The following is a 19215-nucleotide window of genomic DNA, read 5'->3' as shown; positions in this document are numbered from 1 at the left end:
CTGGAGCAGGAGTCGTCACCGGAGACCCGGTGACCGGTCCCGCTCCAGCCCTGACGGGGGTCAGCGCGCGGCCGGACCGCCGGCGTCGGCGCCTGCCCGTGACGGGGCGCCGTGAACGTTGCGGACCGCGAGCTCCGCGACCCGAGCGCCCGTCTCCTCGGCCGGCTCGACGGGGAACAGCATGTGGCTCTCGGTCATGCGGACGATCGCGTCCACGGTCGCGGCCAGCTCACGTTGCTCGAGCTCCGGGTGGTGCGCCTCGACGAAACGCCCGACCACCCCTGCCGCCGCGCTCATGATCGCGTCGGATCGGGTGGTCAGCAGGGGCAGCAACGAGTTCTCCCCGCCGCGCGCGCTGTCCAGGACGGCCCTGATGAGCGAGTTCGTCTCGGCTTCGCGGAGCACGTGGATCACCATGGCAGCTATGGCGCTTCCGAGGTCGTCGGGATGCCGCTCGAACTGGTCCGCAACGCCCTGCAGGACGCGATCGGCCTCCCTCGACACGACCTCCTGGCCGAGGTGGTCCTTGGAGTCGAACTCCGTGTAGAGGGTCTGCCTGCTGATCCCCACGTTCTCGGCAAGGCGCCCCATGCGGACGCGGGCCCAGCCCAGCTCGATCGTCAGCCGCCGCGCCTCGTCGAGCACGGTGTCGCGGAGCTGCCGCCGGAGTTGCCGGAGGCGAGCCAGTCGATCATCGCGATCGACCCGCCGCGGCACAGCAAGCTGCGCAGGCTGATCAGCAAGGCCTTCACCCCGAAGCAGATGAAGCGCATCGAGGACCGGATCCGGGCCAACGCGCGAATGATCGTCGATGACCTGGCACCCAAGGGTGAGGCGGACTTCGTCGCCGAATGCGCCGCGCTGATGCCGATGCACAACATCTGCGACATGATGGGCATCCCGTACGCGGACCGGCAGAAGGTCGCGCACGAGGCCGCGATGCCGACCGGGGTGTCCGACCCGGATGTGGTCGGCGAGGGTGATCCCGTGCAGCGGCTGTTCGAGGCCGCCGGGTACGTGCACGACATGGCCAAACGGCTGGCCGCGCAGCGGCGGGACGAGCCGGGCGACGACCTGATCACCGCGCTGGCCGTCTCCGAGGTCGACGGAGCGAGACTAACCGACGACGAGATCGTCTTCGACCGGCCGAACGAGTTCGACCTGAGCCGGGACCCGAACCCGCACGTGGGCTTCGGCGGCAACGGTATTCACCACTGCCTGGGCAACCAGCTCGCACGCACCCAGCTGCGGGTGCTCTTCGACGAGCTGCTGCACCGGCTGCCGGACATCCGGGCAGGCGAGCCCGACCTGCTCAACGCGAACTTCATCCACGGCATCAAGCGCATGCCGTGTACCTTCACCCCGCAACGCTGACCAGCCGAGGTGACAACCATGAAGATCCACATCGATGAGGACAAGTGCACCGGCCACGGTGTCTGCGAAGCCATCAGGGAGGACGTGTTCGAGGTCGGTGACGACGGCGTCGCGCACCTGATCACCGAGGAGCTGACCGAGAACATACGCGAGGATCTCCAGGACGCATGCGACCAGTGCCCGACGCAGGCGCTGCGCCTGGAAGGCTGAGGGGCGGTGATGAGCACCTCCCGTCTCGTCGTCGTCGGCGCCTCGCTGGCCGGACTCCGCGCGGTCGAGGCCGCTAGGCGCACCGGCTATGACGGCCCGCTCACGCTCGTCGGCGCGGAACCGCACCTGCCGTACGACCGCCCGCCGTTGTCCAAGGAGTTCCTCGCCCCCGCCCCGCAACCGCCGGAACCGCCGACCCATCGCGCCGAGCACTCGCTGCGCGCCGAGCTCGATGTCGACCTGCAACTCGGCACCGCCGCTACCGGCGTCGACACGGCTGCGCGGGTGCTGCACCTTGACAACGGGCGGCTGTCCTACACCGGGCTGATCATCGCCACCGGGGCCACTGCCAGGCAGCTGCCGAACACCCCTGAACTCGGCGGGGTGCACACGCTGCGCACTGTGGACGATGCCCACCGGGTGCGCGCCGAACTCGATGCCGGAGCGCGCAACGTGATCGTGGTCGGCGCGGGGTTCATCGGTTCCGAGGTTGCCGCCGCCGTGCGTAAGCGCGGACTGCCGGTCACGGTCGTCGAGATGGCTCCTGTCCCGCTGGTGCGGGCGATCGGCGAGCAGATGGGGTCGGCGTGTGCGCGGCTGCACGAACGGCACGGCACGTACCTGCGCTGCGGCGTGGGCGTAGCGGGCCTCAAGGCCGGCGAGGGCACCGACCGAGTCGAGCGGGTGCGGCTGACGGACGGCAGCACTCTGGACGCGGACCTCGTCGTGGTCGGCACCGGAGCCGCGCCTGCCACCGGATGGCTCGCCGGGTCCGGGCTCGAGATCGATGACGGCGTCGTGTGCGACGAGACGCTGGCCACTGGCGCACCGGGCGTGTACGCGGCAGGCGATGTCGCCAGATGGACCAACCCTGCCTTCGGTGAGCGGATGCGGCTCGAGCACTGGACCACCACCGCCGAGCAGGGTGCCGCCGCCGCCCGAAACGCGCTGCGCCCCGACGAGGCGCAGCCCTTCGAGACCGTGCCGTACTTCTGGTCCGACTGGTACGAGCACCGGCTGCAGTTCATCGGCGTCCCTACCGCCGAGGAGGTCCGCGTGGTCGCAGGCGACACGGACTCCGAGAACTTCCTCGCCCTCTACCGGCAGGGCGACAGGGTGGTCGGTGCCCTCGGGCTCAACGAGCGCAAGCTGGTCATGACGTTCCGCAGGCTCATCGCCAAACGCACATCGTGGCGCGACGGCCTGGCTTATGCCGCAGAGAAGCGGTAACGGCCGGACGGGGAGTGTCAGCTTCCGTCCACATCAGATCGATGACGCCTGCGACTTGACGTGCCGGCGAACCATCCGTGCAGCGCACTTGCCCGCAGCCGCATCGTAGCGATTCCGCCAGAAACCTGCCTCCAACTTCTTGCGTTGGTCGAACATGTGTTCTATCATGAGTAGTGATGATCACATCTGGGGACGTCGCACTTCCCGAGCCCGGCACCGAGTGGTGGCGGGCGTCTCCGGATGAGCTGATGCGCACGCTGCAGCGCTTGGAGGTGCTGCAGCGGCAGGCGGCCGCCGTGCAGGGAGAGATCCTTGCCGATATCGCCGGGCGCGGAGTCATGGACGCCTACGGCTACGGCACACTGCACTCGCTGGTACGGGATGTACTGCGGGTCGATGCCCGGGAGGCGCGACAGCGGGAGGCGCGGGCGATGGCCTGCAATCCGGTGTGCACCGGCATTCGCGAGACCCCTGCGCCGTGCCCGCGGACCGGGCAGGCGCTGCGGGAAGGTGTGATCGGGCAGGGACATGTGGATGCCCTGCGGGAAACTCTCGAACACCTGCCGGGCAGCGCCACTGCAACGGAGTACGACGAGCTCGAACACCGGCTGCTGGCGCGCGCCGAGGAGTCCGGGCCTGCGCAGGTGCGTACCTTGGGTCGACGACTGCTGGCCCGTTTCGCGCTGCCTGGCGACCCACTTGACGACTCCGACCTGGCCCAGCCCCAACGTGAGCTGCTGCTGGGCTGGCGGAGGGACGGGCGCCTCGCGTTCTCCGGCACTCTCGATGCCGAGTCCGGAAAGGCCCTCGAGGCCGCACTCAGCCCGCTGGCCAAGCCCCAACCCAGCGAGGATGGCACCCGCGATGAGCGAAGCTGCGCGCAGCGGCACGGGGACGCGCTTGCCGACCTGATCGGACTCACGCTCGCCGAGGGACGACTGCCCACCGAGGGGAGTGAGAAGCCCCGCCTCGTGGTCACGATCCCGCTGGGCGAGCTGTCGTCCGACGGGCCGCCGACTGCCACCGGCTTGTTGAATCAGGACGTGCCGGTCACCGCCGAACAGGCGCGTCGCCTGGCCTGCGATGCGGGGGTGATCCCCGCCGTGCTCGGAACCAAGGGCGAGGTGCTGGATCTCGGGCGCGAGCAGCGGCTGGTCTCCACAGCCCAGCGCCGCGCCCTCGCCCTCCGCGACAGCGGGTGTGTATTCCCCGGCTGCGGACGCCCTGAGAGATGGTGCCACGCGCACCACATCGAGCATTGGGTGCACGGTGGACCCACCGACCTCGGTAAGGTGAGACCTTCCCAATAGGTGCTACGCTACACGGCATGGAAGCGGGTAGCAAGGCGCGGGAGTACCTGCGGGTCAGCGTCGACGCCTCGGGGCGGGAACGATCTCAGGATGAGCAGCACGCCGAGAACGTGTCCGTCGCCGATCGGCACGGGTGGAAGCTGGGCAAGCCCTACTGGGACACGGGTAGCGCGTCCCGGTACGCCACAAAGGCTCGTGAAGGCTACGACCTGTTGATCAAGGATCTGGGGGCCGGGAAGTTCGCCGCCGACGTGCTGATCATCTGGGAATCTTCCCGGGGCTCGCGCAAGGTTTCCGAGTGGGTGGAGTTGATCGAGCTGTGTGAGAAGCACGGCGTGCAGATCCACGTGACCACCCACGGGCGCACCTACGATCCGGGGAACGCGCGGGACCGTCGGAGCCTGCTCGAGGACAGTGTGGACTCGGAGTACGAGTCGTCGAAGCTGTCCAGCCGGCTGCGACGGTCGGCCGCGTCGGGCGCGCGGGAGGGCATGCCTCACGGTCGGTGCCCGTACGGGTATCGACGCCGGTATGACGATCGGACACGCAAGCTGATCGCCCAGGAGCCCTACGAGCCCGAGGCTCAGGTGGTGCGGGAGCTGTTCCACCGATTGATCAAGGGGCACTCGCTGCGGGCGATCGCGGCGGATTTCGCCGAACGGGGGATCGCGAAGCGCTCGGGTGGGCCGTTTTCGGCCGCGCACCTGCGCACGATCGCGTTGTCACCGCTGTATGCCGGTTTGCGGCAGCACGCGCCGGGAACGCACAGCGGCAACACCCGCACCCAGCTGGACGCGACGCTGTACCCAGCCACCTGGCCCGGTCTGGTGAGCGAGGCCGACTACTACAAGGTGCGGCGGCTCCTGACCGACCCCGCGCGGGTGACGACCCGCCCGGGGCGGGGGAAACACCTGCTGAGCATGATCGCGCGGTGTGGCCCGTGTGGCGGGCATCTGGGCGCGCGCAACGACAAGCGGTACGGGTGGCAATACCACTGCCTGCGTGGCGGCTGCGTACGCGTCAACTACGCCGAGCTGAACGACTACGCCGAGCAGGTCATGCTCGCCTACCTCGCCCGCGACGACATTCATGAGGCCCTGTCGGCCGGGGACGGGCAGGACGACGGCCAGCTAGCCGCGATCGACGACGAGATCGCCGGTTTGCGGGCGCGGTTGGATGAGCTGGCCGACGCCGTCGCGCAGGGCACCGTGTCCGTGACCCTGGCGTCCCGGTCGGAGCCGCAGATCGAGGCCCAACTCCGCGACGCCGAGCGGCGCAAACAGGAGCTAGCCACCCCGTCGGTGCTGCGGGACCTGGTCACGCCCGGGGCCGACGTCGCCCGCCGCTGGAAGACCGCCGAGATGAGCACCAAACGCGAGGTTGCCCGGTTGCTGCTGACGCCGGAAGTGCTCGGCGAGCTACGCGCCACCCGCTCGCCCACCCGGGGGCACCACCACCCGATCACCCAGCGCGTGGAATGGATACGGCAATGAATAAGGTTATCGCCACGATCGCGTGCGGGCTCTGTGCCGCTGAGGGGCACGAGCAGTGCACCCTTGGGCATGTGGTCAAAGGCGCTGACGGCGCGGTGTATTGGCGCGGCAAGGGTACTTCCGGTGCGGCGCGTCGGCTGCGCGACCAGCACGGTGTGACAGCACGCAAGCACAATTGGGTGGTGCTGCGGACCACGCCGGAGACGCAGAGCCGACTCACGTGGGCCTACCGTCCGCCGGAGCAGCTGGTGGCGCATTGTCGCCGTCACGGGCGTGGCACGATCTCCACCCCCAGCGTCACCACAAGTCGTGGTACGGTTGCGGTGGAATTCACCGCTGACGCTATCTAGCGCGGACCGGGCCCACAGCGCCCGGCAGTCGGGGTTGCAGCCCGGCACACACCTTATAGGAGTGTGCCGTGGCACGACCATCCACCACATCCGCGCGCCAGCGCCACAACATCCTCGTGCGCCACCACGGCGCCGACGCGCCCGAAACCCTCGCGGCCCGGCGTGAACTCGAAGCCGCCAAACTCGCCGAGCACATCGACCAGGTCGTCAACACCGCGCCCAAGCTGAGCCCCGAGCAGGTCGAGCGTCTCCGTGGCCTGCTGCCCGCCCCCGATAACAAAGGGGGTTCGGCCGCGTGAGAACAGAAAAGGGCCCCCGCCGTGGGAGTGGCGGGGGCAAGGTTCACGAGGGCAGCGGAACCACCTGCGAGTATACCGCAGCCACCGACACTCCTGCCCAACTCCGTGCCCGGCGCGCCGCGTCCTACCGGTTCCCCCCGATGGAGTGCGGCCACCGCGACCCCGTTGATTGCTACCCGCGTCCGCGCGACATCAACGCCGCCCGGCTGGCCTGGTGGCATCTCCGCGAGCACGGCCTGCTATCCGAGCACGTCGAGGCCGTGCTCGCCGAGGAGGTGGTGTAGTGAACCAGATCGTGCATAGCGGGTTCACCGAGGCCAGCGTCAACGGCGCCGACCGCCGTCGGCAACTCACCCTCGCCGCTCAACTCCTCGCCGACGGGCACTACGTCGAACCGCAGTGGATGCGAGTGCAACTCCTCGACCTGCGCGACCTAGTGGAGGCTCTCGGTCTGGAGGTGCGGCCATGACGAACTACGACCACCCGTTCGTCCAAACCATGATCGAGGCCCGGATCATTGACCCGCCAGACGAGCCCGACCAGGACACACCGATCGGTGACCCTGTCGACGTCGGCAACCCACGGGCGGCGGCCTACATCCGTGGCCTCTACGACGGGTGCCTGAGTGACGTTGAGAAGGCACCCGAAGGGGAGCGCAACAATACGCTCTACGTGAAGGCCAACAAGCTCGGTCGGTTTGTCGCCGCCGGATACATCCGCGAAGGCGAAGTGCGCGGCCAGCTCGAATCCGTCGGACGCACCGCCGGGCTCGGCGAGGTAGAGACCCGGAAAACGGTAAACAGTGGACTCACCGACGGCAGACAGCACCCGAAGACGTTGTATCTCCCCCCGCGCGACGGTGAGGTCACCACCAACGGGCAAGTCGAGGACGAGCCGTCCGAGATCGACCGGCGGATGCTCGAGATCCGGCAACGGCTGCTCACCGTCGACGGGCTCCGCCACATCCCCCCACCCGAGCCGCTGGTGGAGAACTATCTCTACCGCGACAGCCTCGCCTGGCTGCACGGTAAACCCGGACACGGCAAGAGCTTCCTGGCGGTCGACCTCGCCTGCTGTGTGGCCACCGGCACCCCGTGGCACGGCCACACCGCCACCCCCGGCCGGGTGCTGTACCTGATCGCCGAAGGCGCCGCCGGACTGTCCCGCCGCGTCGACGCGTGGAGCCTCGCACACGGCTCCACCGTCGAACACATCACCTTCCTGCCGGTGCCGGTGCAGCTGCTGCAGCACATCGACACAGCCGCATTCACCCGGCTCCTCGGCGAGCTGCAGCCCGATCTCGTGGTGATCGATACGCAGGCACGGGTGACGCTCGGCGGGGAAGAAAACAGCAGCCGCGACATGGGCACGTTCGTCGACGCGCTCGAACAACTCCGCACCGCCAGCGGCGCCTGCATCCTCGTGGTCCACCACGAACCCAGAAACGGAGACAACCTGCGCGGCTCCACCGCGCTGGAAGGCGCTGCCACCACGATCCTGCGGACCGAGAAGGACGGGCAACTGGTCAAGGTGACCAACCCGAAGCAGAAAGAAGCACCCGAACAAGGTGAACTCAAACTGTCACTACTCAGTCTCGGAGAGTCCGCCGTCTACTCCCACGGAGGCGTGGGAGTAGACGCTCAACTCGCCCAATCGGAGATCGACTTACTGAACACCCTGTGGGAGTTCTTTGGGAGTCGAGGCGCGATCACAAAGGAACTCAGAGCAGTCTCCGGGATGAGCGAAACCACCTTCTACCGCGCACTGAACTCGCTGGTCACGCAGGGACTGGTGAGCAAATACCCGGAAGGTGCTGCATCTCGATACATCCCAACCAACACGACGACTCCCACGACTCCCATCGACTCCCAAGCACCCGTGGGAGTCGCCGACTTTCCCGACTCCCACTCCCACCACCCTTAGGGGACCTAAGGGTGGGAGTGGATGGGAGTAGACGGGAGTCAGGAACGTTCCCGCAGCGGTCCACGGACCACTCAGGACCACCAAGAGATAGGAGACCTGCATGACCCCACTATTTCTCACTGCCCTACTGCTTCTCACCGCTGCGATCACCGTCCGCGCCGTGGCGTGGAACGAGTCCCGGAAGGAGCGTCGCCATGACTAGCATCCGCCGAGTTCACCCCCGCTGCCTGGTGTGCGCTGATGTGTTGGAGCCGGAGCACCGCGAACCGCTCTGCGACGAGTGCGAAGCAGAGCGCCGGGGGCGGCGAAAATGACCCCGGGGTGGGTCGAGAAAAACACCCCGGGTGGGTCGAAAAAGACCCCCCGGGGGTGGTGTCGAAAACACCCCCATGGGTTCAAAAACACCCCCCATGGGGCTGCGCAGCTGGCGCTACTCTTTAACCCCCCGCCCCCACTCACACACACCCCGGGCCGTACCCCACACCCCCGGGCACCCCACCCCGGCTCCCCGGGGCACCCCGTCACGGCACCACGGCAGACAACAGTTTGTTCAAGCAAACTGTTCGCCGAGTTCGCGATCACCACGGCATCCACGCCGCACAGCATTTATGCAGGTCAGGGGGGCGTGGGCATCTTGAGAAAAGCCTTCAGGACCCACGTAGCACCACCCGCTCGTCCCTCTCTAAAAGCTGAACGGGGTTTACCTCAACCAAGGAGGCCTGAATGGCTACTCTGAGCACGAAGATTCCGCGCGAGCTCGCCGAGGCTTTCGAGCGTATCGCCACGGACAAGGGTGTGTCCACGTCGCGTCTTCTGCGCGAGCTGGTGGAGATGCGCGTGCACCGCCGGGTGCTGATCGTGGAGGACGAGGAGGTAGAAGAGACGCTCGGCTACCTGTTCTATTCGGGAGCGTGTCATGTCGGCTGCGCGTTGGAGGACTGATGACTGTCGTTGATGCGATTAGCCGGTTTCATCAGGCCTGGCCGCCTGCGTGTGGCCTGCTGCCGGGTGATTCGGTGGAGGTGCAGGCGCAGCGGGATTTCTACGCGCAGCGGCGCGATGAGGCCTTAGAACGGCTATTTCAAGCGATCGAGGTGGCTGTGGCGAATCCGGGTCAGGACTGGTCGGCCGAGCTGGAGCGTGTGAGCTACGAGTCCGAACTGGAGGCGCATCGTGTCATGCGCGCGGTGATGGCCGTCAGGTAGGATCGTGGGGACGAGCCTCCAATCGTCGCTGCCCGCCCCGTGCTTGCTCCTGCGGGGCGGGCTTTTATGCTATTGTGGAGGTGACCGATAGGCCTCGCGTCATGGGGGCCACGGTCCACAGTGTCGCCGCAGGGACACTCTTTCGTCGCCGCAACGCGATGTTGGACGACTTTTTTCCAGCAACGTTCAAGCGGAGGCGGCATATGTCTTCTTCCCCTTCTCGCCGTATGTCGGCTCGCGAGTTCCGCGCATTCATTGAGGGTCTCGGTGAGCGCGGTGAGCAGCTCGCGGCGCGGGTCCAGAACGCCACTCCTGGGGAAGTTCCCCAGTTGGAGCGGGAGTTCAAGGAGTGGGAGTCGCAGGCGGCCGCCGCTGAGTCCGAGACGGAGCGGCGAATAAAGATGGATGAACAGCTACGTAAGGTGCCGCGTGGGACGGGTGGCCCGGCCACTGTGACTCGCGAGCAGAGTATCTACAGCCCTGACGAGCGCACCTCGTTTGTGCGTGACCTGGCGTTTCAGGGGTCCGATCCGGCTGCTGCGGAGCGGTTGCAGCGTCACCAGCGGGAGATGCGTGATCTGAGTTCGGCGGATGCGTCGGCGGGTGCTTTTGCTCCTCCGCTGCACCTGCAGGACGAGTGGGCCGAGTTCGCCCGCGCCAGCCGCGTGTATGCAAACCAGGTGCGGTCTACCCCGCTGGGTGGTGTGGGGATGCAGGTGACGATCCCGCGGGTGACGGGTGGCACCTCCACGTCGACACAGTCGGAGAACAGCCAGGTCAGTGAGACCGATGCGACCACGGACGAGATCACCGTGAATGTCCGCACGATCGCGGGCCAGCAGGATCTGTCCCGGCAGGCGCTCGAGCGCAGCGAGCCGGGGCTGGACAGGGTGATTTTCGCCGACTTGGCCGCGTCCTATGCGGCCACACTGGACCAGCAGGTGCTTAACGGTAACGGGTCGGCCCCGAACGTTGAGGGGGTCCTGCAGAACTCAAACGTTAACTCGGTGACCTACAACGACGCCGACCCGACGGTGGCGGAGCTGTACCCGAAGATCGCCGAGGCGGTGAACCTGGTGCACGCGGGGCGGTTGTTGCCGCCGGACTCGATCTTCATGCACCCCCGTAGGTGGGCGTTCATGCTGAAGGCGTTGGACACCAGTGACCGCCCGTTGGTGGTTCCGTCCGGTAATGGGCAGAACCAGGTGGCGGCGACGGGCCAGCCGGCCGCTGAGGGGCTGGTGGGCAACCTGATGGGTCTACCGGTGTTCGTCGACCCCAACATCCCGACGAATCTCGGTACCGGCAACAACGAGGACGCGATCATCGTGTCCCGCACCGCCGACGGGTTGCTGATGGAGGAGTCGCAGGCTCCCCGCACACGGGTGTTCGAGAGCGTCGGGTCCGATACCTTGACCGTTCGGCTGCAGGTTTTCGGGTATGTGGCGTACACGTCGCAGCGGCACTCGAAGGCCCATGCGAAAATCACTGGTTCGGGCTTGACTGATCCATTCGCATGATCGGTCATGGCTCCCGCCGTAAGGGGGTGATTAGGGGTGGCTGACACCTCGCTTTAGCTTGTCTTCAATATCCTTGCTCGGGACGGGGCGAGCGGCACGATGCGGGACGTGGCCCGGTCGGTCGACCACGTGGGCGACGAGGCTAAGCAGACGCGCCGTCAGCTCGCGGCGATGGGCGCCACCGCGGTGGCGGTCGGCACCGCCATGAAAACCACCATGACAGCTGTCGGTGTGGCTGTGGGTGCGCTGCCGGCGATCATCGCGACGGCCGGCACGGCCATGGTTGGCGCGTTGGGTGGTGCGATCACGGCGGTTGGCGTGGCGGCCGCGGCCACCAACAAGGAAGTCAGAAACCAGTTCAGCGCCACCAAGAACCACATTGTCAGCATCATGAAGGACATCTCGTCCCCGTTCGAGGGCACGCTGACTGCGATCGCCCGCATGGCCCGGGACACGTTCGACACGTTCGCTCCCGAGCTCGAGAAGGCGTTCGCCAAGATCGCGCCGGTGTTGACCACGTTTAGCCATCAATTTTTCAAAGCGTTCGAGGAACTCAAGCCGGTGATCCAGCCGGTGGCGGACGCGTTCGTGGCGATCCTGAAAGCTCTCGGTCCGAAGCTGCCGGACATCATGCGCAGCTTCGCGGGCGGGATCACCGCGATCGCCCGCGCCATCTCCGAGGACGGTGGTGCGGAGGCGTTCGCCCGGCTGATCAAGAATGTCGCCACGTTGGCGGGGGTGGTGCTGCGCGGGATCGCGGTGTTCATCCGCTACCAGGACGAAATCCTGGGGGTTGTTGCCGTGGTCGGCACCGTGGTGGCGGCGTTCACCGGCAGCGTCATCGCGATCGGCGCTGCGGTCGGGGCGATCCTAACCATCGTGGTCACGAACTTCGGGCGGATCAAGTCAGCCATCAGTGGTGCTTGGAACTTCGTGGTCAACAAGACTCTTGCCACGTGGAACTGGCTCAAGGCGAACACGATCGAATCCTGGAACAACATTGTCGGTGCGATCGTCGGGGCGAAGGACAGTGTGCTGCGGACGGTGGGGAAACTGCCGGGCGAGATCGAACGCAAGCTTGGTGCGCTCGGTGGTCTGCTGGTCGACGCGGGCAAGGACCTCATGCGGGGGTTGTGGCGCGGCATCAAATCCCTGGGTGGCTGGTTGAAGGACCAGCTACTAAACCTGGTCAAGAAAGTGGTGCCCGGGCCCGTCGAGGACATTCTCGGCATCAGCTCGCCGTCGAAGGTGATGGCCACCATGGGTCGCCAGGTCGCGCAAGGACTGGCTCAAGGGATCATGCAAGGTGGGGATCTGGTGTCGCGGGCAAGTACGGATCTCGCCAGGGCGGCCACCGTCCGGCCGGATGTGACGATGGCTGCCCAACACGGGCGGCTCGCCGCTGGCGGCGGCCGTCGCGGCAAGCGTGAACCGATCACGCTGGTGCTCGAATCCAGCGGCAGCAGCGAGGACGACGAGCTGCTTCACCGGCTCCGCAAGGCGATCCACGTCAATGGCGGCAACGTGCAGAAGGTGCTCGGGCCATGACCGACGAGGTTCCCGACGTTGTGCCCGCACAGTGGCAGATCGGTGAGGCGATCCGGGGATTTCGCGCGAGCCTGCAGGAGGCGCTGGACCGGCCGGAGGACGAGTTGCGCGCCCGGGTCCGCGACTTTATTGGTGATCTCGACGAAGCGATATACGTTGTGGAGCGCACCAAGATCGAATTCAACTACTAGCCGCCTCGCGCCCGCGCACGCGCGGGGAGCATGTAAGTACTTACACCCTGACACGACGAGGCCCCCGCCCGATCAGTCGGACGGGGGCCGTTGCGTCGCTGTACGGGCTACTCAGCCTGCGGATCGAGACTGTTCGCGAACTCGTCGAATCGGTCGGCTAGTGATCCGAGGAAGGTTCGCATGTCCTCCTCGGGCAGCGACTGCGCTTCCCGGCATGCGTCGCGGAGATTGCGGTAACCCTCAGCAAAGCTCATTCCGGCGGGAATGTGGTCTGGGATGTTCACTTTCTTGGCCCCTTCCTTTCCGTACCAGGTACGTCGTGCGAGCGCGCGAGAACGCTACTCAGCCGCCCGTGAGAGCGCCTCAGACACGTCGACCGCCTGCGTCAGGGTCAGCACCGCTGCGGCCTCGAATACACCGTGCACGAGCAGCTCGACCCGCTGGCCGACGCGGCGCACCACGATCGAGCAGTTGCCGCCACCCACCTCGGCAGGACGGAGCGCGGTGAACGTGTACCTCCTGCTCTCCTCGTTCACGAGTTCTCACCCGCCTCGGCCTGCTCGAGCGCCATCCTGGTGGCGGTGACGAATAGTTGCGCCAGCTCGAGCGCCTGACGCGGCGTGAGTATGCAGCACTCGGCGTGGTCCTCGACGCACACCGCGATCTCGATGGGGCGGGGTTCGTGCCGAGCAATGCTGACCGTGAGCCCGTTGCCGATATCGTAACCGCCGAGGTCGTTGTGGGTGGTTTCGACGGTGCCGACGTGGCGGGTATGCGCCCAAGTGTCTGCAATGTTGTCGTAGTCGTGCTCGCTCTCACCCGTGAAGCAGAACGATGGACACGTGGTGGGGTGGGTAGGGTGGGACATGCCGGTACCTCCGTTACCGGTAGGGCCCCGGACTCGGCGGATACTCGCCGGCCGGGGCCGACTTACATCGGTAGGAAGGCCGTTTCCCCTGGTCAGTCGCTAGAGCATATTCTCAAGGTCCCGCCAACCTGGCCTTGCTGTGCACCGAGCACCACCGCATCATTCACCACTCCGAGTGGAACATCCACATGGGAAGCGGCGGCAACCCCTACTGCACCCCACCACCCTGGCTCGAACCCGCGATCCCCCGGCAACGCGAACCCGTGTGGGAAGAACGAACACGGAACACGGCGCGTTCCGCAGGCTATCCGTAACCTCCTGGTGGGGCACACCCCCGTTCCGGTTGGGGTGCGCACCGCATGTCGGTCGCGCGGTGCCATGTCGAGACTCGGTGCATGACCAGCGACTTCACCGAGCTCTCCCGGCAGGTCCGCGCGGCAGGCCTGCTGCGCGGGCGCCCCGGCTACTACATCGCCCGCATCACCGTGGTGACCGCATCACTCGCAGCGACGTGGGCCGCATTCCTCGCCCTCGGGTCCACATGGTGGCAGCTCGGGATCCCGGTGTTGCTCGCCGTACTCAACGGGCAGGTAGCCCTGCTCGCGCACGACGTCGCGCACCGCCAGGTGTTCCGCACCAGGCGCGCGAGCGAGATCGCGGGCAGGGTGCTCGGCAACCTGGCCATCGGCATGTCCTACGGCTGGTGGATGACCAAGCACACCCGGCACCACGCCAACCCGAACCACGAGCGGCTCGACCCCGATTTCGACCCGACGATCCTGGTGTGGTCGCGAGAGCAAGCGAGACGCAGCGGCGGCGCGACGCGGCTCATCGCCAGGTGGCAGGCGTTCCTGTTCGTCCCCCTGCTCACGCTCGAAGGCCTGAACCTGCACTACGCAGGCGTGCGGGCGGTACTCGACCCGCGCACCAACCGGCGCGGGACGGAGGCCACGCTGCTGCTCGTGCACTTCGCGTCCTACCTCGCAGCCGTAGGGGCAGTCCTGCCCCTGCCGCAGGCGCTCGTCTTCATCGCTGTACACAAAGCACTGTGGGGCGTCTACCTGGGAGCGATATTCGCACCCAACCACAAGGGAATGCCGGAACCGGACGAGCGAACCGACTTCCTCCGCAAGCAGGTCCTCACCTCGCGCAACGTGCGCGGAGGGCGGCTGACCGATCTCGCCCTCGGAGGCCTGAACCACCAGATCGAGCACCACCTGTTCCCGAACATGCCGAGCCCGCACCTGCGAGCGGCACGCCCGATCGTGCGAGCACACTGCGCCCGCCTCGGCGTCACCTACCACGAGCTGGGGTTGCTCCACTCATGGCGCGAAGCGTTCCGGCACCTGCACCGTGTGGGCGAGCCACTCCGTGACGGGCGCCCGCGCGCCGGGGGTGGGGCTAACCCCACCTCGGGAACGCCCGTGAGCGGTATGGCGACCGGACACCCCGCATCGCCAGACTGGCAGCATGACACAGACCAGCCCCGACGTCGTGACCGAACGCACCGGTGACCGGCCCGCGACCGGACGCCCACCGGTACTCGGCTCGCTGGCTTTCCTGCTGCTGAACCTCCCTCTCGGCGTGTTCTGGTTCTCCCTGCTCGTCAGCCTGATCGCGGTGAGCGTCGGAACCGCCGTCATCTGGATCGGCCTGGTCACCGGAGCCGCCACAGTCCTGCTGTGGCACGGCGGCGCCGTGCTCGAACGCGCAAGGGTGCACGCCCTGCTGGGGACCGCCATCGCCGAGCCGTACCGGGAGCTGCCCGATGCACGCGAGTCGGTGCGCTGGAAGGCCCGCCTGCGAGACACCGCCACCTGGAAGGATCTCGGTTACCTGCTCACGCTGCTCCCGATCGGTATCCTCGAGTTCGTGCTGATGGTCACGACGTGGTCGACCAGCCTGGCGCTCGTCGGGTTGCCGATCTACTACCGGTTCCTCCCCGGCGGGGCCTACCACTTCCCCAGTTACGAGCCCGGGCACCAGTGGTTCACGGTCGACTCCGTCGCCGACGCGCTACCGTTCGCGATCGCAGGTGTGGTGGCTGTGCTGGTCACCGTAGCGCTCACCAAAGCACTCGGCACCGCCCACGCGAGGTTCGCGCGCAGTATGCTCGGCACAATACCGGCGAGCGCGTCATGACTGCGGTGCGGGACGGCACGGAGAGCGGTCAGCTGCGGCGGCCGCGCGCCGTCGCGGCGACCACCTTCCTGGTCGCGAGCTTCCCGATCAGGCTCGGGCACTTCGTCGCGATCACCGTGCTCACCCTTGTCGGCATCGCCACCACCGTCATCTGGGTCGGCGTTCCGATCCTGATGGCCACGACCGCGCTCGTACGCTACCTCGCCGACCGGGAACGCCAGTGGGTGCGCACCCTGCTCGACGCGCCCCTGCCGCCGGTCACGCGCATCCCCGAGTCAGGAGGGCCCGTGCAGCGCTGGCGCACGCGGCTGACCGACCCGAGCACCTGGCGTGACCTCGCCTACCTGCTGCTTGCGTTCCCGCTCGGCGTGCTCGAGCTGGTGGTCGGGCTCGCGGGTATCGTGCTCGTCCCGGTGGGGGTCTGGGTAACGCCGGGGCTGGCCTGGCTGCACGGCAGAATGGCCATGGCGTTGCTCGGCCCGGACACGTCGCGACGGTTGGCGGCCAAGGCCCAGCGATTACAGGCTTCGCGAGCACGCGGGGTGAACGCGGCCGAGAGCGAGCGGCGGCGCATCGAACGGGACCTGCACGACGGGGCACAGCAGCGCCTGGTCTCGCTGGCCATGAACCTCGGGAGGGCGAGAGCGAAGATGAGCACCGATCCCGACGCCGCACGGGACCTCGTCGACGACGCGCACGCCAATGCCAAGACCGCGGTCACCGAGCTGCGCGACCTCGCCCGCGGCATCTATCCCGCCGTGCTGGCCGACCGCGGTCTGGACGCCGCGGCCTCGGAGCTCGCCGCGAGCTGCCCCGTCCCCGTCGAGATCTCCGTCGACGAGGCGGTCGTCACGCCACGACCACCGAGCGCCGTGGAGACCTGCGCGTACTTCATCGTCGGCGAGGCCCTGACCAACGTCGCCAAGCACTCCGGCGCGAACCGGGCGCGGGTGCGTATCGAGCGGGACAGCCAGGCCGTCGTCGTCGAGATCACCGACGACGGTGCGGGCGGGGCGCAGCTACACCAGGGACACGGCCTGTCGGGGCTGGCCGACCGCGCGGCCGCGATCGACGGCACGGTCACCGCGCACAGCCCGCCGGGCGGGCCGACAACGATCAGGACGGTGCTGCCGTGCGTGTGGTGATCGCCGAGGACGCCGCGCTCGTCCGCGCGGGGCTCGAACACGTGCTCGCCGACGGCGGCATCAGCACCGTCGCGGCGGTCGACAACGGCGAGGACCTGCTGGACGCCATCCGGCGCCACCGGCCCGACCTCGCGCTCGTCGACGTCCGGATGCCACCCACCTACACCGCGGAAGGGCTCAGCGCGGCGCTTCAGGCGCGTGAGCTCGTTCCCGGCCTGCCGGTTCTCGTGCTCTCCCAGTACGTGGAGGAGACCTACGCCGTCGACCTGTTCGCCGGAGGGACGGGCGGGGTCGGATACCTGCTCAAGGAGCGCGTGGCCGACGTCGACGAGTTCCTGGACGCTTTGCGCCGGGTAGCCGCGGGCGGCACGGCCATCGACCAGCAGGTGATCGCGCAGCTGATGGCCCGCCGTGGCGGCAGCCCGCTCGAGCGGCTGAGCGCGCGCGAGACCGAGGTGCTGCGGCTGATGGCGCAGGGGCTGTCCAACACGGCGATCGCGCGCGAGGCCGTCCTCTCGCACGGCGCTGTGGAGAAGCACATCGGCAACATCTTCGCCAAGCTCGACCTGCCGGGTGACGCCGAGGGGCACCGCAGGGTCCGCGCGGTGCTCACCTACCTGGACCGCCGCTGAGCGGTACCTCAGGTATCCAGCATCTGGAAGTCGGCGAAGTCGAATCCTGGGCAGACCACGCAGCTGACGAGAACGTCGCCGTGTGCCCGTGCGCGCTGCCAGGTCCCGCCGGGCACGAGCACCTGCGCCGTTCGTGCACCGTCCAATCGGGACTCACCCGAGTCCAGCTCGAGATCGAGCGTTCCCGGCCCGTGCCACAGCCACAGCTCGTCCGAGCCCACCCTGTGCCATCGCGAGGTCCGGCCGTCGGCGAGCAGGTAGTGGATCGCCGTGGCCGCGGCACGGGACCCGTCATCGACGGGCAGCCGCGTGGGGCTGGTCCACGTGCGGCGGTACCAGCCGCCTTCGGGGTGCGGGAGCAGGTCCAGCTCCTCGGCGCGGGACGGCCGGGGCTCGAAGTCGACAAAGCGGCCGTCCAGCGTCCTGCGCGCGTACCGCAGCCCCACCACAGCCGAGAGGTCGATGGGCCCGTAGATGTGCGGGAACCGGACCGACGCGTCGACGCCGGGGGGCGGTGCGGGCGCGGCCTCCTCGAACACGGTCGATGCCGTGTTGCGCGCGGTGTCGACCTCCAACGCGACGAACTGGCCGTCGGCCTCGCGGTAGAGGTGGTTGGCCACCGCCAGCAGCGTGTCGCCGTCACCGGTGCAGTGCACGAAACCTTCGGTATCCAGCGAGGAGGGATGGAGCCTCTCCCCCGCGGCGTCGTACTCCTCGAGCGGAGTCAGGTGCAGGACCGTGGTCATCCTGCGATCGTACGGGCCGGATCGCTCCGGGTGAGCGCGCTCCCTCACACCGTGCGGCCGCCGACGACCGTACGCATCACCCGCGCCCGTAACAGCGACTCCGGAGGCCGGCCGAACGTGTCCGCGCCGACCAGCTGCCCTACGGCGGGGGTGAATGACTCCGGGATCGGCAGGGAGGGCCTGGCCTCGGCGGTCGCGGAGGCCACCGAGGAACGCGTGCTCGTGCTCACCGGCCCGGAGCTGTAGGCGCGGGCGTCACCGGCTGCGTCTACGTGACAGCCTCGGCGTCGGCGAAGGTCATCTCCAGGCGGCCGATGCCGCTGGTACCCAGCGCCGCCTTCGGTAGGCCGAGCCGTCGCAGCTCCTCGGCGATCGGGTGCTCGCCGAGCTCCATCCGCACCCCACCGGGCCGGGAGCGCACACCGCCGGGACGCATGACCCACGGGGTGCGTCGCAGCTTGCCGTCCAGGCAGGTGTAGGCGGCCACGGAGGTGCGCGCGATCCCGCTCGGCACGGGCAGGCCCCTGCCGATGCGTAGGTCGATGACGCCCTGCCCGCCCGCGCTGACCACGCAGCGCTGCACGGGCCCGTCGAGCTCCAGATGGATGTCGGCCATCTCCTTCGGAAAGCCCCAGATCACCCTGCCCGCCTCCAGCGTGAACTCCTGGTTGACCGGCAGCCAGTGAATGAACGCGCCGACCTCCCGCTTCGACGCCCCGGGTCGGCGGGCGAGGAACGCGATGGCGAACTCGTGGTACGGCCCCAGGTCGCTGTCGACATAACGCACGAACGCCAGCGAGCACATCGCCCTGCCCGGCAGGGGCTCGACGACGTCCAGCCCCGAGTAGTCGATGATCGACCGTGCCGTCCGCGCCGGCACCAGGAACATGGCCGAGCACGCGCTCGCCTGCCGCACCTCGACCGGCATGGTGACCCGCTCGCCCTGGATGAGATGACTCGCCATAACCATAGTAGAACATGTTCTTGCTAGTTCGTCACTACTCCAGCACAATGCTTGCCATGACCAAC

26 protein-coding genes are annotated in these 19215 nt (G+C 67.8%); 20 read left to right on the top strand and 6 right to left on the bottom strand.

The features are described 5' to 3' along the window. Positions 1–60 precede the first annotated feature (60 nt). Complete coding sequence (locus tag CHB84_RS08695) at positions 61–645, bottom strand: TetR/AcrR family transcriptional regulator (protein ID WP_176439866.1); 585 nt, start codon at positions 643–645, stop codon at positions 61–63. Positions 646–669: 24 nt separating this feature from the next. Here CHB84_RS08695 and CHB84_RS08690 point away from each other — a divergent pair, with 24 nt between their 5' ends. The 15 genes from CHB84_RS08690 to CHB84_RS08625 all read left to right on the top strand — a co-directional run bounded on the left by CHB84_RS08690 (position 670) and on the right by CHB84_RS08625 (position 12653). Continuing rightward, a complete protein-coding gene (locus tag CHB84_RS08690) occupies positions 670–1374 on the top strand; it encodes a cytochrome P450 family protein (protein WP_176439865.1) in 705 nt (234 codons plus the stop codon). Between the two features lie 18 nt (positions 1375–1392). After that, complete coding sequence (locus tag CHB84_RS08685) at positions 1393–1584, top strand: ferredoxin (RefSeq protein WP_089301011.1); 192 nt, start codon at positions 1393–1395, stop codon at positions 1582–1584. Between the two features lie 9 nt (positions 1585–1593). Beyond that, positions 1594–2814, top strand: coding sequence for an NAD(P)/FAD-dependent oxidoreductase (locus tag CHB84_RS08680; protein WP_089301010.1), 1221 nt, complete (start codon positions 1594–1596; stop codon positions 2812–2814). A gap of 176 nt (positions 2815–2990) precedes the next feature. Then, a complete protein-coding gene (locus CHB84_RS08675) occupies positions 2991–4124 on the top strand; it encodes an HNH endonuclease signature motif containing protein (protein WP_089301009.1) in 1134 nt (377 codons plus the stop codon). 17 nt (positions 4125–4141) lie between these two features. Next, positions 4142–5617, top strand: a complete 1476-nt coding sequence (locus tag CHB84_RS08670; RefSeq protein WP_089301008.1) for a recombinase family protein — start codon at positions 4142–4144, stop codon at positions 5615–5617. Further along, positions 5614–5967, top strand: coding sequence for a hypothetical protein (locus CHB84_RS08665; protein ID WP_089301007.1), 354 nt, complete (start codon positions 5614–5616; stop codon positions 5965–5967). The genes CHB84_RS08670 and CHB84_RS08665 overlap by 4 nt, the downstream gene beginning before the upstream one ends. A 68-nt stretch (positions 5968–6035) precedes the next feature. Then, the gene (locus tag CHB84_RS08660) at positions 6036–6266 is read left to right on the top strand and encodes a hypothetical protein (protein WP_089301006.1); all 231 of its coding nucleotides are present in this window, start codon (positions 6036–6038) and stop codon (positions 6264–6266) included. Next, positions 6263–6550: a hypothetical protein gene (locus CHB84_RS22335; protein ID WP_141134622.1), complete on the top strand. Its 288-nt coding sequence runs from the start codon at positions 6263–6265 to the stop codon at positions 6548–6550. Before CHB84_RS08660 ends, CHB84_RS22335 begins: the two co-directional genes overlap by 4 nt. After that, positions 6550–6735 carry a hypothetical protein gene (locus tag CHB84_RS08655; protein ID WP_089301005.1) on the top strand — a complete coding sequence of 62 codons (186 nt, stop codon included), beginning with the start codon at positions 6550–6552 and terminating at the stop codon, positions 6733–6735. Before CHB84_RS22335 ends, CHB84_RS08655 begins: the two co-directional genes overlap by 1 nt. After that, positions 6732–8189 carry an AAA family ATPase gene (locus CHB84_RS08650; RefSeq protein ID WP_089301004.1) on the top strand — a complete coding sequence of 486 codons (1458 nt, stop codon included), beginning with the start codon at positions 6732–6734 and terminating at the stop codon, positions 8187–8189. The genes CHB84_RS08655 and CHB84_RS08650 overlap by 4 nt, the downstream gene beginning before the upstream one ends. 723 nt (positions 8190–8912) lie before the next feature. After that, the gene (locus tag CHB84_RS08645) at positions 8913–9131 is read left to right on the top strand and encodes a ribbon-helix-helix protein, CopG family (protein ID WP_089301003.1); all 219 of its coding nucleotides are present in this window, start codon (positions 8913–8915) and stop codon (positions 9129–9131) included. Further along, positions 9131–9394 (top strand): hypothetical protein, encoded by a 264-nt coding sequence (locus CHB84_RS08640; RefSeq protein WP_089301002.1) that lies wholly within the window; start codon positions 9131–9133, stop codon positions 9392–9394. Before CHB84_RS08645 ends, CHB84_RS08640 begins: the two co-directional genes overlap by 1 nt. A gap of 203 nt (positions 9395–9597) precedes the next feature. Then, on the top strand, positions 9598–10914 hold the full coding sequence (locus tag CHB84_RS08635) for a phage major capsid protein (protein WP_176439864.1): 1317 nt from the start codon (positions 9598–9600) through the stop codon (positions 10912–10914). Positions 10915–11022: 108 nt separating this feature from the next. Further along, complete coding sequence (locus CHB84_RS08630) at positions 11023–12462, top strand: phage tail protein (protein ID WP_141134620.1); 1440 nt, start codon at positions 11023–11025, stop codon at positions 12460–12462. After that, a complete protein-coding gene (locus tag CHB84_RS08625) occupies positions 12459–12653 on the top strand; it encodes a hypothetical protein (protein ID WP_089300999.1) in 195 nt (64 codons plus the stop codon). The genes CHB84_RS08630 and CHB84_RS08625 overlap by 4 nt, the downstream gene beginning before the upstream one ends. Before the next feature lie 107 nt (positions 12654–12760). Here CHB84_RS08625 and CHB84_RS22825 read toward each other — a convergent pair whose 3' ends face one another. From CHB84_RS22825 to CHB84_RS08615, 3 genes are all read right to left on the bottom strand, one after another. Further along, positions 12761–12907, bottom strand: a complete 147-nt coding sequence (locus CHB84_RS22825; protein ID WP_176439863.1) for a hypothetical protein — start codon at positions 12905–12907, stop codon at positions 12761–12763. 84 nt (positions 12908–12991) lie between these two features. Then, positions 12992–13189: a hypothetical protein gene (locus CHB84_RS08620; protein WP_089300998.1), complete on the bottom strand. Its 198-nt coding sequence runs from the start codon at positions 13187–13189 to the stop codon at positions 12992–12994. Beyond that, positions 13186–13521, bottom strand: coding sequence for a hypothetical protein (locus CHB84_RS08615; protein ID WP_089300997.1), 336 nt, complete (start codon positions 13519–13521; stop codon positions 13186–13188). Before CHB84_RS08615 ends, CHB84_RS08620 begins: the two co-directional genes overlap by 4 nt. Before the next feature lie 395 nt (positions 13522–13916). Here CHB84_RS08615 and CHB84_RS08610 point away from each other — a divergent pair, with 395 nt between their 5' ends. From CHB84_RS08610 to CHB84_RS08595, 4 genes are read left to right on the top strand one after another with little or no spacing between them, the layout of a single operon-like run. After that, the gene (locus CHB84_RS08610; RefSeq protein ID WP_089300996.1) at positions 13917–15035 is read left to right on the top strand and encodes a fatty acid desaturase family protein; all 1119 of its coding nucleotides are present in this window, start codon (positions 13917–13919) and stop codon (positions 15033–15035) included. Then, a complete protein-coding gene (locus tag CHB84_RS08605; protein WP_089300995.1) occupies positions 14992–15663 on the top strand; it encodes a sensor domain-containing protein in 672 nt (223 codons plus the stop codon). The genes CHB84_RS08610 and CHB84_RS08605 overlap by 44 nt, the downstream gene beginning before the upstream one ends. Further along, positions 15660–16808 (top strand): sensor histidine kinase, encoded by a 1149-nt coding sequence (locus CHB84_RS08600; RefSeq protein WP_089300994.1) that lies wholly within the window; start codon positions 15660–15662, stop codon positions 16806–16808. The genes CHB84_RS08605 and CHB84_RS08600 overlap by 4 nt, the downstream gene beginning before the upstream one ends. Beyond that, complete coding sequence (locus CHB84_RS08595; protein ID WP_176439861.1) at positions 16796–17440, top strand: response regulator transcription factor; 645 nt, start codon at positions 16796–16798, stop codon at positions 17438–17440. The genes CHB84_RS08600 and CHB84_RS08595 overlap by 13 nt, the downstream gene beginning before the upstream one ends. An 8-nt stretch (positions 17441–17448) precedes the next feature. Here CHB84_RS08595 and CHB84_RS08590 read toward each other — a convergent pair whose 3' ends face one another. Beyond that, positions 17449–18186 carry a cupin domain-containing protein gene (locus CHB84_RS08590; RefSeq protein ID WP_089300993.1) on the bottom strand — a complete coding sequence of 246 codons (738 nt, stop codon included), beginning with the start codon at positions 18184–18186 and terminating at the stop codon, positions 17449–17451. A 30-nt stretch (positions 18187–18216) separates the two neighbouring features. On the opposite strand from CHB84_RS08590, the gene CHB84_RS08585 reads away from it, so the two are divergent. Then, complete coding sequence (locus CHB84_RS08585) at positions 18217–18432, top strand: hypothetical protein (RefSeq protein ID WP_141134619.1); 216 nt, start codon at positions 18217–18219, stop codon at positions 18430–18432. A gap of 22 nt (positions 18433–18454) precedes the next feature. Here the strand turns inward: CHB84_RS08585 and CHB84_RS08580 are convergent, their stop codons facing one another. Continuing rightward, the gene (locus CHB84_RS08580) at positions 18455–19150 is read right to left on the bottom strand and encodes an acetoacetate decarboxylase family protein (protein WP_089300991.1); all 696 of its coding nucleotides are present in this window, start codon (positions 19148–19150) and stop codon (positions 18455–18457) included. Positions 19151–19215 lie beyond the last annotated feature (65 nt).

Source organism: Haloechinothrix alba (assembly GCF_900188115.1).
Taxonomy (GTDB): Bacteria; Actinomycetota; Actinomycetes; order Mycobacteriales; family Pseudonocardiaceae; genus Haloechinothrix; species Haloechinothrix alba.
This window is presented reverse-complemented; position numbering and strand designations above follow the sequence as displayed.

Coding starts and splice junctions, on each gene's coding strand:
- CHB84_RS08685 (WP_089301011.1), top strand. CDS start 1,393: ATGAAGATCCACATCGATGAGGACAAGTGCACCGGCCACGGTGTCTGC.
- CHB84_RS08680 (WP_089301010.1), top strand. CDS start 1,594: ATGAGCACCTCCCGTCTCGTCGTCGTCGGCGCCTCGCTGGCCGGACTC.
- CHB84_RS08675 (WP_089301009.1), top strand. CDS start 2,991: ATGATCACATCTGGGGACGTCGCACTTCCCGAGCCCGGCACCGAGTGG.
- CHB84_RS08670 (WP_089301008.1), top strand. CDS start 4,142: ATGGAAGCGGGTAGCAAGGCGCGGGAGTACCTGCGGGTCAGCGTCGAC.
- CHB84_RS08665 (WP_089301007.1), top strand. CDS start 5,614: ATGAATAAGGTTATCGCCACGATCGCGTGCGGGCTCTGTGCCGCTGAG.
- CHB84_RS08650 (WP_089301004.1), top strand. CDS start 6,732: ATGACGAACTACGACCACCCGTTCGTCCAAACCATGATCGAGGCCCGG.
- CHB84_RS08645 (WP_089301003.1), top strand. CDS start 8,913: ATGGCTACTCTGAGCACGAAGATTCCGCGCGAGCTCGCCGAGGCTTTC.
- CHB84_RS08640 (WP_089301002.1), top strand. CDS start 9,131: ATGACTGTCGTTGATGCGATTAGCCGGTTTCATCAGGCCTGGCCGCCT.
- CHB84_RS08635 (WP_176439864.1), top strand. CDS start 9,598: ATGTCTTCTTCCCCTTCTCGCCGTATGTCGGCTCGCGAGTTCCGCGCA.
- CHB84_RS08625 (WP_089300999.1), top strand. CDS start 12,459: ATGACCGACGAGGTTCCCGACGTTGTGCCCGCACAGTGGCAGATCGGT.
- CHB84_RS22825 (WP_176439863.1), bottom strand. CDS start 12,907: ATGAGCTTTGCTGAGGGTTACCGCAATCTCCGCGACGCATGCCGGGAA.
- CHB84_RS08615 (WP_089300997.1), bottom strand. CDS start 13,521: ATGTCCCACCCTACCCACCCCACCACGTGTCCATCGTTCTGCTTCACG.
- CHB84_RS08610 (WP_089300996.1), top strand. CDS start 13,917: ATGACCAGCGACTTCACCGAGCTCTCCCGGCAGGTCCGCGCGGCAGGC.
- CHB84_RS08605 (WP_089300995.1), top strand. CDS start 14,992: ATGACACAGACCAGCCCCGACGTCGTGACCGAACGCACCGGTGACCGG.
- CHB84_RS08600 (WP_089300994.1), top strand. CDS start 15,660: ATGACTGCGGTGCGGGACGGCACGGAGAGCGGTCAGCTGCGGCGGCCG.
- CHB84_RS08590 (WP_089300993.1), bottom strand. CDS start 18,186: ATGACCACGGTCCTGCACCTGACTCCGCTCGAGGAGTACGACGCCGCG.
- CHB84_RS08580 (WP_089300991.1), bottom strand. CDS start 19,150: ATGGCGAGTCATCTCATCCAGGGCGAGCGGGTCACCATGCCGGTCGAG.